The sequence below is a fragment of the Streptosporangium sp. NPDC005286 genome, assembly GCF_040607515.1.
In the GTDB taxonomy this organism is placed as follows: Bacteria; Actinomycetota; Actinomycetes; order Streptosporangiales; family Streptosporangiaceae; genus Streptosporangium.
On sequence record NZ_JBEXGU010000214.1, the window covers coordinates 1 to 13075 of the forward strand.

Sequence of the window (13075 nt, forward strand, 5' to 3'; positions counted from 1 at the left end):
CGGCCCCGCCCCTATCGGGGGGGCGCCCGCCCGCTTGGGGGCGACAACACGCCCTGCGGCGCCGCCCCCCCCCCCCGCCGCCTCGGTGATCTGCGCGCGGCTGTAGGTGGGCTTCGGCCCGCGGGCCGGGCGCTCGGGCCGCATCCAGATGTTCACGTACTCGGCGTCGGTCACCGGCTCCACTCCCTAGTTGCGTACATAGTACCCAGTGGCTTAACTTGGCCGCCATACCGCGTACAACGTACCCAGTGGAGGGGTCATGCCTGATCCGATCGTGGTCGCCGAGGGGCTGCACAAGTCCTTCGGTGACACCCATGCACTACGGGGCCTGGACCTGAGCGTCCCGAAAGGAACGGTCTGCGGGGTGCTGGGGCCGAACGGCGCGGGGAAGACGACCGCGGTGCGCATCCTGGCGACCTTGTCCGTTCCCGATGCCGGGCACGCCCGCATCGCCGGATACGACGTCGTCCGCGAGGCCGGCAAAGTGCGCGAGCGGATCGGGCTCGCGGGCCAGTACGCTGCCGTGGACGAGAAGCTCACCGGCCGCGCCAACCTGCGCATGTTCGGCCGGCTCTACCACCTGCCGCGGCGTCAGGCGCACCGGCGGGCCGATGAGCTGCTGGAGCGCTTCGGCCTGATGGACGCCGCCGACCGGCCGGTCGCCGGCTACTCCGGCGGCATGCGCCGCCGCCTCGACCTGATCACCAGCCTCATCCTGCGCCCCCAGGTGCTCTTCCTGGACGAGCCCACCACCGGCCTGGACCCGCGCAGCCGCGGCGAGATCTGGGACAACGTCCGCGAGCTGGTGGCCGACGGCACCACGGTGCTGCTCACCACCCAGTACCTGGACGAGGCCGACCGGCTGGCCGACGACATCGCCGTCATCGACCACGGGCAGGTGATCGCCACCGGCACACCCGACGAGCTGAAGGCCACGATCGGCGACCGTCTCGACGTCACCCTCGAAGACCCCGCCGCACTGCCTGCGGCGATGACCGTCCTGAACACCCTCACCGGCAACGATCCCACGACGACGGGCGCCGACCAGCTCAGCGTCGCCCTGCCCGGCGGCCGCCTCCGGCTCGCCGACATCGTGCGCGAGCTCGACCACGCCGGAGTCGCCGCCGCCGACGTGAGCCTGCGCCGCCCCACCCTCGACGAGGTGTTCCTGCGCCTCACCGACCGCAAGGAGACCGTACGATGACCGCCCTCACCTCACCACTGGGCCGCCTGCGCTGGACGCTCACCGACGGGCTGACCCTGATCGGCCGCGAGCTGGGACGGCTGCGGCAAGAGCCCGGGCAGATCGTCGCCGCGCTGGTCTTCCCGGTCATCATGGTGGTGCTGTTCGGGTACGTCTTCGGCAGCGCGATCACCGTGCCGGGCGGCGGCGACTACCGCGAGTACCTCATGCCCGGCCTGTTCGCGATGGTGACCTTCACCGCCGTGCAGGGGGTCATGGGGCGGATGGCCACCGACGCCTCCCGCGGCGTGATGGACCGCTTCCGCTCCATGCCGATGGCGCGGCTGGCGGTGCCGTTCGGGCACAGCGGCGCCGACTCCCTGGTCGGCGTGCCGCTGCTGGCCGCCATGGTGGCCACGGGCCTGCTGGTGGGCTGGCGGCCGCACCACGGCCTGCTCCCCACCGCCGAGGCGTTCGCGCTGATCATGCTGCTGCGCTACGCGCTGAGCTGGGTGGGTGTCTACCTGGGCCTGGCGGTGAAGGACGAGCAGGTCGCCGACGCGATGGTGCCGCTGTTCCTGCCGATCACGATGCTGTCCAACGCGTTCGTCCCGACCGACGGCATGCCCGCCTGGCTGCGGTTCATCGCCGAATGGAACCCGATCAGCGCGCTCACCGCCGCCACCCGGCAGCTGTTCGGCAACCCGGGCGCCCCGTCCGGAGACGTGGCCTGGCCGCTCGCGCACCCGGGCGCCACCGTCCTGCTCTGGTCGGCCGCACTGCTGGTCGTGTTTGTCCCGCTGTCGCTGCGCGCCCACACGCGCACAGGACGCTGATCGTCCAGGGACCGAAGACCGTCTTGTTCTCCTCCAATGGTTCTCCTTCTAAAGGCATGCACATGACGCACAACATCCACGAGAAGGTGCAGCAGATCCTGAATCGGCCTGGTCCTCAACGCCGTCGTGCTCTGGACCCCCCGCTACATCGACGACGCCGTCGCCCAGCTCCGCGCCGAGGGCCACGAGATCCGAGACGAGGATGTCGCCCGGCTCTCCCCGCTCAAGCACCGCAACCTCAACGTGCTCGGCCGCTACAGCTTCACCCGTCCGTCCCGCGTGAGGGCCTGCGGCCATTGCGCGACCCGGACGTGGTCGAGCTGGACGATGGTGGCGAGGACGCGTAGTTGTCGTCAGTCCGCTGGTCGTGTCTTCAGGGCCTCCCCGCGGTCGAGGGCGGCGACCTCGCGTACGGCCTCGGCGATGGCCGGGAAGTCCTTCTTGAGGATCGCACCGTGGTTGCTGGTGACCCTCGCGCCGATCTGGATGTTCGGGTTGCGGACGGTCACCGCATCGAGGCTGGTGCGTATCCGCTCCTGCTCATCACCGCGGCTTCCGAAGGACTTCCCCGAAGCAACGACATACCGCACCGGGACGGTGATGTTGTCCAGCACCGGGCCCAGCTCGCGCTCGCGGGAGAGCCTGCCGAGCTCGATGTTGCTGTTCGCCTGCTGTTCGGCGGTCATCCGCGGGGCCAGGCCCGTCGGGCGCAGCAGCGGCAGGAACCAGCTCATCCGCCGAAACAGCTTCCGGATCCGCTGCTCCATGGCCTCGTCGAGCCAGTCGTGCGGGAACGCGCCGTCGACCAGGACCGCGCCCAGGGCGCGCTCCGGATTCCGGCTGGCCCAGTGCGCCCCGACGACCGCGCCGTAGGACCAGCCCACCAGCAGCGCCCGGTCCACACCCCTGGCCGCGAGAACGGCATCGACATCTCGGACGGCGACCTCGAAGGAATAGTCCACCGAACGCTTCGATTTGCCGCGGGCCCGCTCGTCGTAGGTGATGTGCCGCCACCCCGTCCCCAGTTCAGCGATGACCCGCCGCCAGTACCCCTGAGTGGCGAACTGGCCGTTGAGGTAGACCACAGGGATACCGGCGCCGCCGGTGTCGGTGACGGCCAGGGCCGTATCGTCAACCGGCACCATGCCGGTCCACTTCGAACTGGTCGAGGAAGTGCTGTTCTTCGTCATGTGTTCCACCTGGTCGCGTTAGACGTCTTGTACGGCTTCTCCAGGACCTGCACGTGGATCGCAGGCCCCTCGGGACGGACGGCCGAGTCCTCGGCGACGACCGACAGGATATCGATCGCGGTGGGCCCGGCCGGATGGTCCTGGTTCTGCTTCTTTAGAGGCTGCGGGCGGTGATGTCGCCGTGGGAGGTGGTGGCGCGGATGTCGAGTTCGGCGGTGCCATCGTTCTTGAGGGCGTTGCTGACGCGGCCGTAGCCGGTGCCGGCGTCCAGGGCGGCCGAGACGCCGGCGGCGGCGGCGACCGAAATGTCGCCGGACTGGGTGCGGAGCACGACCGTGCCGCGCACGGCCTCGGTGATCCGGATGTCGCCCCTTGCGGTGCTGATCTCCGCGGGGCCGTTGAGCCGGCCGACCTCGACGTCGCCGTCGATCGCAGTGAGGCGGACGCTCGCGGCCTCGTCGATCTTGATCTGGTGGTATGCGCCTTCGAAGGCGATGTCGCCGAGGCGTCCGACGCCGCGGAGCTCGGCGCCGGCGGCCTTGGCCTCGATGCGGGAGCCGGCGGGCAGCTGGACGGTGACCTCCAGGGATCCGGAGGGGCCGAAGAGCTGGTTGTCGGGGGTCGAGGCCGTGATCCGCAGGACGCCGTCGGCGTAGGCGACGGTGGTCTGCTCGGCGGTCTTGGTGTCGCGGCTCTTGGAGGGGTTGGCGGGCAGGACCTCGACGGTGGTGTCGGCGCGGTCCGCGGCGATGAACTGGATGCGTCCGGCGGGGATGTCCAGGACGGCGGAGATCGGGGCGGGGGTGTCGAACTTCTGCATCGTGCTCTCCCGTGCTCGTTCGTTGTTTCTGATACCGGAAACGCTACGTTGCTTTCCGAAATTCAACAACATACTTGTTGCATGGAATCGAGATTTATGCAGGTAGAAGCTGAAAAAGTGTTGCAATGGCCTTGAGGATAACGCAACGATAGCTGCCCTGATCATTGCAATGGATGAGAAGTGAACGCTATAGTAGGAGGGTCAGGGACCGCCACGAAGGATCACCAAGGAGATCGCGATGCCGGGAGGCAGGCTCACCCAGCAGGAACGCCAGCAGATCGCGCTAGGGCTGGCCGACAGCCTCCCCTACGCCGAGATCGCCCGACGCCTCGACCGTCCGACCTCGACGATCACGCGTGAGGTGATGCGCAACGGCGGCCCCACCGCCTACCGCGCCGACCTGGCCCACCGCGCCACCGAACGCCGCGCCCACCGGCGCAGGCCCGCCTCCTCCCGAGGGCCGGAGTCGGTCCCCCAGCCGCACGGACGCGACGCCGAGGCCGTGGCCGAGTACGAGGAGACGTTCACCACCGTCCTCATGGCTTCGGGCCTGACCAAGATGACGGCCCGGGTGCTGACCTGCCTGTTCACCACCGACGCGGGCAGCCTTACCGCGTCCCAACTCGCCCAGCGCCTCCAGGTCAGCCCGGCGTCCATCTCCAAAGCGATCGCCTTCCTGGAGAGCCAGAGCCTCGTCCGCCGAGAACGCGGCGAACGCCGCCGCGACCGCTACGTCGTCGACGACGAACTCTTCTACCAGGCGACGATCGCCAGCGCCCGATCCAACGACCAGCTCGTCGAAACCGCACGCCAAGGCGTCGCCATCCTCGGCCCCCACACCCCCGCCGCCACCCGCCTGGAGAACATCGCCCGCTTCCTCGACTTCATCAGCGAAAGCATCACCCGCGCCGCCGAACAGGCCCGCGAAGTCCTCCACACCAGACCCGAAAGAACCTCGAACGACACCGCTCAACCAAGCCCAGGCCACGGATAGTCAGCCGTCTCGATCGTCATGTCAGTCTCTCTACAGCACCTGGAGCACCAGATGGTTATGGCCTGGGGATGATGTAACCGAATCACACTTCCCGGCGATGACGCAGTTTCCTAATGTTGACCGTATGAAGCCGAGTTGGCCATTCGTGGGGCGGCTGGAGGAGTTGCGGTTCCTGGACGAAGCGACGCGGGGAGCCGGCGGTCTGCGCGGTGTGGTGCTCGCGGGAGCGGCCGGGGTGGGTAAGACCTGGCTGGCTCGGCAGGCGGTCGCGCTGGCCGGTGAACGCGGTGCCGTCACCCGCTGGGTCGTTGGGTCAGGGTCGGGACGCAGCCTCCCGTTGGGGGCGTTCGCGGCGTTGCTGGGCCCGATGAGCGGCGATCCGGCGTCTTTGCTGGGGGAGGCGAGCCGGGCACTTGTTGCCGGTGCCGGTCGAGCCGAAGTCGTGCTCGGGATTGACGACGCCCACCTGCTCGATGAGGTCTCGGCGCTGCTGGTGCATCAGCTCGTCGTACACGACATGGCGACCGTGGTGGCCACCGTGCGCACCGGCGAGACCGCACCTGCTGCGGTGACCGGTCTGTGGAAAGACGGATATCTCGACCGGCTTGAGGTGCAGCCGTTTCCGCAGCCGCAGACCGGTGCGCTGCTGGAGGCGATCCTTGGTGGACTGGTGGAAGGCGTCAGTGTCAGCCGGATCTGGGCGATCACCCAGGGCAACGCGCTGTACCTACGGCAGCTCGTCGACGGGGAGATCGAGGCTCGTCGGCTGCACCGAATCAGAGGCGTGTGGCGGTGGTCCAGAGAGTCACCGGTGTCGCCAGGATTGGTCGACCTGGTGGCGATCCGGATGGGAGATTTGTCGGAGTCCATGGGTGCGGTGGTGGACCTGCTCGCCCTCGAAGAGTCGTTGGGTGTCCGCCTGCTTACCCGGCTTACCGATCCAATGGCCGTCGAGCAGGCCGAGGCGGCGGGCCTGATCTCCGTCGAGCAGACCGGCCGTCGACTCCAGGCGCGACTGACCCACCCTCTCTACGGGGAGGTACGGCGGGCAGGCATGGGGTTACTGCGGGCGCGTCGGCTCCGTGGTCGAATCAGCCAAGCGCTGGCGGAAACCGGGGCACGCCGGGTCGATGACACACTGCGGCGTGCCGTCCTCGCGGTGGATTCAGACCTCAAACCGGACTGGCGCCTGCTCACCGAGGCGGCCGGGCGCGCTGCTCAGCTGTGCGACCTTCCTTTGGCCGTACGACTCGGACGTGCGGCGCAGGCAGCCGGCGGCGGGTTCGAAGCCCAAGCGATCGTGGTGGCCGCGGTCACCGGTTTGACCGGCTCCGCGAATGCGGAGATGGCCGCGCTCCTCGCGATGGCCAGCACGGATGCGGAAGTGGTCAGGGCCACGATGATGCACGTGATAGACCTGGCGTGGATGCAGCTGAGGCCGAAGGATGCGGAAATGCTTCTCGAGGCGGCTGAGTCGCTCGACGGAACTCGCCTACTTACGCTTCCCGCTGATCGGTCTGCAGATTACCGGGCTCCGCTTGGCGGGATATCTACAGGAGGCCGCCGACATCGCACGCGAGTGCCGGGAATCGGCAGTGGGCTTCGACCTTCCCACCGTGATCAGCAGCGTGCTGATGGGAGACGCCATCCTCGCGCAGGGCCGGCCGGTCAGCGCCCTCCATAAGAAATAACCCCTGAGTTCCGACTGTGTCTGCCGCTCTCGGATACCGCCGCTGCGGCCTGGGACCAGGGACTTTCCGCCTTCCTCAGCGCGATCACACTGAGTTGAAGTAGCTTCACGATTTGTGAAGAGACCCCGGCTTGGCCGAGCTTCTTGCCGACCGGGTGAAGATGAGGAGGCCGGAGTTGGCGCTGGCGGTGGTGAAGGACCTTCGAGCGGCGCGCGCTCCGGCCACCACGGAGGACCTGGAGGCGCTGGAGACCGACGTGCTGGCCGGGTTCGTGCTGGCACGAGCGGCGGCGGGGTTGTCGGACGGGACAATCAGCTCGGATGTGATGCACCTGGAGCAGGTCCGCTCCTGGTTCGGCCGACCCCTGTGGGAGATGGAGCCCGCCGACGCCGACACCTACTTCGGGAAAGCGCTGCGCAGCACCGCCAAGGGCACCCGCCTGTCGCGAGCCCAGTCGCTCAAGACGTTCTTCCTGTTCCTAGAGCTGCGGCACAAGATCGAGATCCACCAGATGACCGGCCGTGTCGTCGAGTGCCCGATCGATGAGATGAACCAGCCGCGCGGCCGTCAGCAGTCCAAGCTCCGCATCCCGCCGACCGCCGAGCAGGTCGGCAGGCTGTTCACCGGGTGGCGCCAGGAACTGGCGACGTGCCGGAAGTTCGCGCCGGCCGCGAGGAACTACACGGCCTGCCGGTTGATGGCCGAGGTCGGGCTGCGGGTGAATGAGACCTGCAAGCTGGACCTGCCCGACATCAAGTGGGATCTGGGCCGGTTCGGCAAGCTCCACGTCCGCCTGGGCAAGGGCTCCCGCGGCTCGGGCCCGCGCGAGCGGATGGTCCCGCTGATCAATAACGCGGGCGCGACGCTGCGCTGGTTCGTCGAGGACGTGTGGGGCCAGTTCGGCGACGACCACACCCGGCCCGGTGTCGCGCTGCTGCCCTCGGAGCGCAAGAACGCCGACGGGACCTCCGCTCGGGTCGGGGACGAGACGATCCGCGTCGCGCTGGCCAGGGCCGCCGCGTCGCACCTGCCGGACTGGCCGGACGTCGTCACCCCGCACGTCCTGCGGCACTTTGCGCGAGCCGGCTCTATGCCTCCGGGATGGACCTGATCGCGATCCAGCAGCTTCTGGGCCACGCCTGGATCGCCACGACCATGAACTACGTGCACGTCACCGGCACCCACGTCGAAGATGCCTGGCTGGCCGGCCAAAAACGCGCCGCCACCCGGCTGGAAGGACTACGGCGATGAAGTGGAACCTGCGGCTGGCCGCTGCCAACCGCGGCATCTGGAAGGCCAGCGAACTGCAGCGCATGCTCGCCGAGCACGGCCTGACGATCAGCGCCGGGAAGATGTCCGGCCTGTGGTCCGGCGATCCGGCCAGCGTCAAACTCGACGACCTCAACGTCATCTGCACTGTCCTCGGCTGCGGCGTCGACGAGCTTCTCATCCCCGAACCCGACAAGGTCAAGCGCGCCGACGAATCGACCGAGCAGCCTGCGGCGGCCTCATCCGGAGGGCCGTCGGTGATGCCCAAACGCAAGGACGGACGATCTCTCCCGCCGGTGTGATGCCAGGGGGAACGACATCAATGCTGCCCAGAAACTGCACGGACTGCCTGGCCTGGGGTGTGTTATCCACCCGGCGATGCGGGGCCTGCAGGTCGTTCGCCTCAGGCTTTCCACTCGGCCGCTGCGCCGGGTGTCTTCGGAGGCTGCCCTTGCGTGAGGGATATTGCCGTTTGTGCTGGTGTCAGGCCCGCCATGATGCGCAGGGCCAAGCGGTCACCGGAGTTGAGCCGTTGCTGTCGCAGATCCGCCATCACCAGCTCTTCCTGGCCCACCTGACACCGCTTCGGGGACGGGAACGGAAAAACAACGGCCGGGTGCGCAACCCCGGTGGGCGGATCGGGCGCCCACCCAAGCCGGATCCCGCCCCGGCGGGACGCCCGCCGATTCCGGGGATCCCGTTGCGGCTGTTCGATCTTCCCCGTGACTACGCACGGTTCGACCCACGCGACCGCCTCAATCCGAACGCCCCCTGGATGGCCTGGGCCCGATGGACCATCCACCTGCTGGGCCAGGCCCGCGGCTGGAAGCGCGGCATCTGTGAGAACATCGAGCAGGGCCTGGCCATCTTGCTGGCCGACCGCGTCGATGGGGAGCCCGTCTTGCACTCGGAGATGCTCCCCTTCCTGCGCAAACGGGTCATCGGCGTCGGCCGAACCACCGACGTGCTCAAACGCATGGGCTTGTTCCACGACGACCGGCGCCCGCCGTTCGAGGACTGGTTCATCGGCAAGCTCGACGGCTTGGCCCCCGGGATCGGCCGGGACGTCGAGTCCTGGCTGAGGATCCTGCACGACGGCGGCCCGCGCAACAAGGCACGGGCCCCGGCGACCGTCTATGGCTACATGAGCCGGATCCGGCCGATCCTGCTGGCCTGGTCAGAACGCTACGACCATCTGCGTGAGGTGACCCGCGACGATGTCTTGGCCATGCTCGACCAACTCCATGGCAACCAGCGCCGTGACGCCCTGATCGCGCTGCGGTCGCTGTTGTCCCGCGCGAGGAAGAACGGCACGATCTTCCGCGACCCCACCCGGGGCCTCAAGGTCGGCCGGTATCACTACGGGGTCCTGCAACCTCTGCTCCCCGATGACATCGACCGGTCTATCCAAGCCGCCACGGCCCCAGCGGCACGGCTCATGGTCGCACTCGCCGGGGTTCACGCCGCTCGCGTGGCCGACATGCTCGCGCTGCGTCTGGACGACGTCGACCTCGGCAACCGCCGCATCGTCATCGCGGGGCGAGCCCGACCGCTCGACGACCTCACCTACCAGCTGCTCTTCGACTGGCTGCGCCAGCGTGCTGCCCGCTGGCCCGACACCGCCAACCCACACCTGCTCATCAACCACATAACAGCCACGACCACGGCACCAGCCAGCGGCCAGGGCGCCTGCCTGATCCTCCACCGGCAGGCCGCCACCCTGGAACGCCTGCGCGTGGACCGAATCCTCGAAGAAGTCCTCGCCTGCGGCGCCGATCCCCTTCACCTCGCCTCGGTCTTCGGGCTCGACACCACGACCGCCATCCGCTACGCCGACTCAGCCCGCCAGCTCCTAACCACACCTGCCGAAGAACAGGACCCTGCCGGTTCCGGCGAACCCAAGGGTCGAAACGGTCGAAACCCCAGAGTTCCCGCGAACCCAAGGTTCGAGCCCAGGCTGTTGGGGTGGTCTAGGAGGTTGTGCACCCTGGGGTTCGCCGGAACCCAAGGGCGTCTCCGGTCAACCGGTCCCGGAGCGGCATTGGGCGGTGCTCAGGACTCGGCGACGGCGGGCCGCCCGGCCCGGCGAGCGGCTGGGGCGTCTGAGCTGGTGTACGGAGCCGACCCCCACATGAGCAGGCGTTCTCTGTCGGGGCGGCCTAGATACCGGACCAAGCCGTCCTTGACCGGGGCCGGCACGCGACGCCTCGGCTTCACCGCCGCTACAAAAATCTCAGCGACGAGGGAGAATCTTCACCGATCCTGAGATTTCCTCAACCGCCAGAGCAACGTGCTCTACACGGAAAACGCCCTGGTCCTGGGGTTGGATGACCTGGAGAGGGGCTCGGGAACTCGGAGGTTATTTCTTACAACACCCCAACACCCGCCCGCACCTCGCGCATGAGCCGGTTATCACCGCCCCCCATTTGGCGGTCACCCACCGTTACCACGGAGGACCACATGGCCCAGCAGCCCATCCCCACCGACATCCGCCGTCAGGCGCTGGCCGACTGCCTGACCACCATCGGGCAAGCTCTGATCACCTACGGCCGCGCTCTGAGCACGGACCCGCTCGACTCCAAAGAGCAGGCCCCTGACAGCACGCCCCTCACCGGAACGAGCGCCTCGGTGCTCCCGCTCCCGGCGATCCTGACCCGGGCACTGGAGGTCTTCGACGCCACCCAAGACACTCGCCTGCACTCCGCTGGGTCACGTGGTGGTCGGCCGCGCACCGCGCCCACGCCTGCTCCCCGACCGTCCAGGGCTGGCACTGGGCAAACAGGCGCCAGGTGCGCGCCGCGCCGCACTGCGGGCACCTGAGGCGATGGCCGCACCAGTCGATCGCGCCGACGTCGACGGTGTACAGCAGGTGCTCAGGGGCCAGCGTCCCGGGGTCCATGAGGCCATCCAACCCGACGGCTCCCTCGGCGGCCAGCGGGATCGGCCCGGTGGCAGGGGTTTTGGGAGTTTCAGGAGGGATCTACGCGCGGGCGCGGGAGGCCCTCGCCGCTGTATGGGACGGGTTGGTGTTCACCGTGACGAAGTTCGACCGCGATATGCACGTAGAGGGTACCGCCTGGGATCAGAGGACCGATCACATCCAGATCGCCCATGGTAGGGCAACCATTTCTGCCCCCAGGCGCTTCCCGGACCTACTCGGTGAGCTAGTCCTTAGAGAGGATGGTCAGTTCGCTCTTGTTCATGCCGCCGTAGACCGCCGCCAGCTCGGCGTCGTCGAGTTCCCGCATGTTGTCGAGGTCCTGCATGATTGTCCTTTCAGTCGTAGGTGCAGCGATGACGCGGCCATCATCGCCGAGGGCACTGAGAAGCGACTTGTCGATCACTGGTGTCCGCGTCTCAGTGCCTGACGCTGTCGGGGATCTTGAAAGCAGAGATCATCCTGTCGCGCGCCATGACCGAGGGCGTGGCAGGCCCCGGGGTTGAGGAGCCTGCGGGCAGCCGTTGGCGGTACCCGTGAGTAATTTAGCTGGACGCTTCGGCAGGTCGTCCTGTGGTTGATCATTTCCGTTCAAGATGATGGCAAAGACCCCATCCTGGTCGCCGAACTCCTCGGCCACGGCTCGCTGGACACCACCCGCCGCTACGCCCTGCCCACCGAAGCCGACAAAGCCGCCGCCCTGGACGCCCTCATCACCGACCACTAACCGGGGCGAAGAAGCTTCTACAGCACATTGACCAGCGTGCACGTGCAGATGGCCACAACTGGGCTCGCGGGGTGACGGCGCGTACAGGGACGACCCCCGCCCACGCATCCAGCTAAGTTACTCGCGGGTACCACCAACGGCTGTCCGCAGGTTCCTCAACCCCGGATCAAGACCAGCCGCTGCTCCCTCCCGCTGTAGGCGCGTCGACCAGCTCGGCGCCGCGAGGCGCCGGCACCCTCCGTCGGATTCTTTCGACAACCGCCGGGGAGGGCTTGGGCGTCGGTGAGCACGTTGTAGTGCGGGCATTCGCCGTCGCCAGCCTCGCGCTTCAGGCCGACGGTCAGCGAGGTGGCCAGCGCGACCGTGGTGAAGGCGCGTGTGGCCGCGTCGCTGAGGCGTTCGACGTCGTCGTCGGTCAGCTCCACATCGCCGAGCTGGTCGGCGAGCAGGTTCACGTGGGTGGCGAAGTGAACGCAGGCGTCCAGCAGCGCGGTGAGCGGACCGATGCTGTCAGGGAATCTCGACGGTCATGTTGTTCAGTGTGCGGATTCGGGGCACTCTCTCCCGGCGATTCGCCGAACCGGCCCGATCCGGCCGGGCTTCCCCGGAGGTCGAGGGGTCGATCAGGTGCCCTGATCGCCTTTCTTGCTGCCGTGACCAGGAACGCCGAACCAATACGTCCGGGACGTAATGCGAGCGCCGATCTCCCCGGCGAACGGTGCGACGGGTCGCGGTCTCAGCGTCTGCGCTTGCGCCGGGCGGCGTCGCGCCCCAGGTAGTCCAGGCCGCCCGGGTAGGCCACGCCGAGGTCGACCATGGCATCGAGCATCGCGTTGTAGAGCTTGGCGTGGTGCCAGTGCTGGCGGCCCAGCTCGCCCTCACGCAGCTGCCCAGCGAGCTCGGCCAGGTGCGCCAGCCACTGCTGCGCCGTCGCGGGGGCGGCCGACGTCACGCCCGGCGCGGCGGGCTCGCGGGGCGCGGGGACGAAGCGGGTCTCCACGACGGTTTCGCGGACCACCTCACGCACCGGCTCGGTCCGCACGGTGCCGGCGGCGATGTCGCGCTGCAGCCGGGTCTCGGCCGAGCGGACTTCCCAGGCCCGGTTACGGCAGGACTTCGAGCAGTAGAAGGCCGGGCGGCCGCGCCCGGCGTAGGCCACGTACACGCCGCACCAGCCGCATGAGCGGCCCTCCAGGCGCTCATGGACGCACATGTGGAGGCGCCTGCGTAGCGATGGATTCGGCAACCGGTCGGGCTCGGCGGACATTCGCTCCCCCTCTTTTTGTCCCGGACGTATCGGCACCAAAGATGCTGATGCCTGCGTCCCCTTGCCCCCCAGGCAAACCGGAAGGGGGCGGGACCATGCCTGATACCCGCCCCCACCTGCGCATACGGTCCATGGTGATCCACCGACGTCCAGCCTTGTC

12 protein-coding genes and 4 pseudogenes are annotated in these 13075 nt (G+C 68.3%); 11 read left to right on the top strand and 5 right to left on the bottom strand.

The window, feature by feature from the left end; genetic code table 11:
- The first annotated feature begins 259 nt into the window (after nt 1–259).
- The 3 genes and pseudogenes from ABZU75_RS41380 to ABZU75_RS41390 form a co-directional block, all read left to right on the top strand.
- Nucleotides 260–1204 carry an ATP-binding cassette domain-containing protein gene (locus ABZU75_RS41380; protein ID WP_355567260.1) on the top strand — a complete coding sequence of 315 codons (945 nt, stop codon included), beginning with the start codon at nt 260–262 and terminating at the stop codon, nt 1202–1204.
- Nucleotides 1201–2019, top strand: coding sequence for an ABC transporter permease (locus tag ABZU75_RS41385; protein WP_355567263.1), 819 nt, complete (start codon nt 1201–1203; stop codon nt 2017–2019). Before ABZU75_RS41380 ends, ABZU75_RS41385 begins: the two co-directional genes overlap by 4 nt.
- Nucleotides 2020–2145: 126 nt before the next feature.
- Nucleotides 2146–2217, top strand: a pseudogene (locus ABZU75_RS41390) (hypothetical protein); the annotation flags it as partial.
- A 155-nt stretch (nt 2218–2372) separates the two neighbouring features.
- Here the strand turns inward: ABZU75_RS41390 and ABZU75_RS41395 are convergent.
- Entirely contained in the window at nt 2373–3209 is an 837-nt protein-coding gene (locus tag ABZU75_RS41395; protein ID WP_355567266.1) for an alpha/beta hydrolase, read from the bottom strand.
- 154 nt (nt 3210–3363) lie between these two features.
- The gene (locus ABZU75_RS41400) at nt 3364–4029 is read right to left on the bottom strand and encodes a DUF4097 family beta strand repeat-containing protein (protein ID WP_355567268.1); all 666 of its coding nucleotides are present in this window, start codon (nt 4027–4029) and stop codon (nt 3364–3366) included.
- Nucleotides 4030–4267: 238 nt separating this feature from the next.
- Between ABZU75_RS41400 and ABZU75_RS41405 the strand changes: the two are divergent.
- From ABZU75_RS41405 to ABZU75_RS41435, 7 genes and pseudogenes are all read left to right on the top strand, one after another.
- Nucleotides 4268–4474: pseudogene (locus ABZU75_RS41405) on the top strand (helix-turn-helix domain-containing protein); the annotation flags it as partial.
- Nucleotides 4475–4588: 114 nt separating this feature from the next.
- A pseudogene (locus ABZU75_RS41410) lies at nt 4589–5023 on the top strand (MarR family transcriptional regulator); the annotation flags it as partial.
- A gap of 124 nt (nt 5024–5147) precedes the next feature.
- Entirely contained in the window at nt 5148–6707 is a 1560-nt protein-coding gene (locus ABZU75_RS41415; RefSeq protein ID WP_355567271.1) for an ATP-binding protein, read from the top strand.
- A 704-nt stretch (nt 6708–7411) separates the two neighbouring features.
- A pseudogene (locus tag ABZU75_RS41420) lies at nt 7412–7965 on the top strand (tyrosine-type recombinase/integrase).
- Nucleotides 7962–8285, top strand: a complete 324-nt coding sequence (locus ABZU75_RS41425) for a helix-turn-helix transcriptional regulator (RefSeq protein WP_355567274.1) — start codon at nt 7962–7964, stop codon at nt 8283–8285. Before ABZU75_RS41420 ends, ABZU75_RS41425 begins: the two are co-directional and overlap by 4 nt.
- A 230-nt stretch (nt 8286–8515) precedes the next feature.
- Nucleotides 8516–10249, top strand: a complete 1734-nt coding sequence (locus ABZU75_RS41430) for a hypothetical protein (RefSeq protein WP_355567277.1) — start codon at nt 8516–8518, stop codon at nt 10247–10249.
- Between the two features lie 194 nt (nt 10250–10443).
- Nucleotides 10444–10803 (top strand): hypothetical protein, encoded by a 360-nt coding sequence (locus ABZU75_RS41435; RefSeq protein WP_355567281.1) that lies wholly within the window; start codon nt 10444–10446, stop codon nt 10801–10803.
- A 344-nt stretch (nt 10804–11147) separates the two neighbouring features.
- Here the strand turns inward: ABZU75_RS41435 and ABZU75_RS41440 are convergent, their stop codons facing one another.
- Nucleotides 11148–11327: a hypothetical protein gene (locus tag ABZU75_RS41440; RefSeq protein ID WP_355567284.1), complete on the bottom strand. Its 180-nt coding sequence runs from the start codon at nt 11325–11327 to the stop codon at nt 11148–11150.
- A 171-nt stretch (nt 11328–11498) separates the two neighbouring features.
- Here ABZU75_RS41440 and ABZU75_RS41445 point away from each other — a divergent pair, with 171 nt between their 5' ends.
- Nucleotides 11499–11648: a hypothetical protein gene (locus ABZU75_RS41445; RefSeq protein WP_355567287.1), complete on the top strand. Its 150-nt coding sequence runs from the start codon at nt 11499–11501 to the stop codon at nt 11646–11648.
- A 155-nt stretch (nt 11649–11803) separates the two neighbouring features.
- Here the strand turns inward: ABZU75_RS41445 and ABZU75_RS41450 are convergent, their stop codons facing one another.
- Entirely contained in the window at nt 11804–12103 is a 300-nt protein-coding gene (locus tag ABZU75_RS41450) for a hypothetical protein (protein ID WP_355567290.1), read from the bottom strand.
- 281 nt (nt 12104–12384) lie between these two features.
- Nucleotides 12385–12861 (bottom strand): hypothetical protein, encoded by a 477-nt coding sequence (locus ABZU75_RS41455; RefSeq protein ID WP_355567293.1) that lies wholly within the window; start codon nt 12859–12861, stop codon nt 12385–12387.
- Between the last annotated feature and the right edge of the window lie 214 nt (nt 12862–13075).

Coding starts and splice junctions, on each gene's coding strand:
- ABZU75_RS41415 (WP_355567271.1), top strand. CDS start 5,148: ATGAAGCCGAGTTGGCCATTCGTGGGGCGGCTGGAGGAGTTGCGGTTC.
- ABZU75_RS41425 (WP_355567274.1), top strand. CDS start 7,962: ATGAAGTGGAACCTGCGGCTGGCCGCTGCCAACCGCGGCATCTGGAAG.
- ABZU75_RS41395 (WP_355567266.1), bottom strand. CDS start 3,209: ATGACGAAGAACAGCACTTCCTCGACCAGTTCGAAGTGGACCGGCATG.
- ABZU75_RS41380 (WP_355567260.1), top strand. CDS start 260: ATGCCTGATCCGATCGTGGTCGCCGAGGGGCTGCACAAGTCCTTCGGT.
- ABZU75_RS41455 (WP_355567293.1), bottom strand. CDS start 12,861: ATGTGCGTCCATGAGCGCCTGGAGGGCCGCTCATGCGGCTGGTGCGGC.
- ABZU75_RS41400 (WP_355567268.1), bottom strand. CDS start 4,029: ATGCAGAAGTTCGACACCCCCGCCCCGATCTCCGCCGTCCTGGACATC.
- ABZU75_RS41435 (WP_355567281.1), top strand. CDS start 10,444: ATGGCCCAGCAGCCCATCCCCACCGACATCCGCCGTCAGGCGCTGGCC.
- ABZU75_RS41385 (WP_355567263.1), top strand. CDS start 1,201: ATGACCGCCCTCACCTCACCACTGGGCCGCCTGCGCTGGACGCTCACC.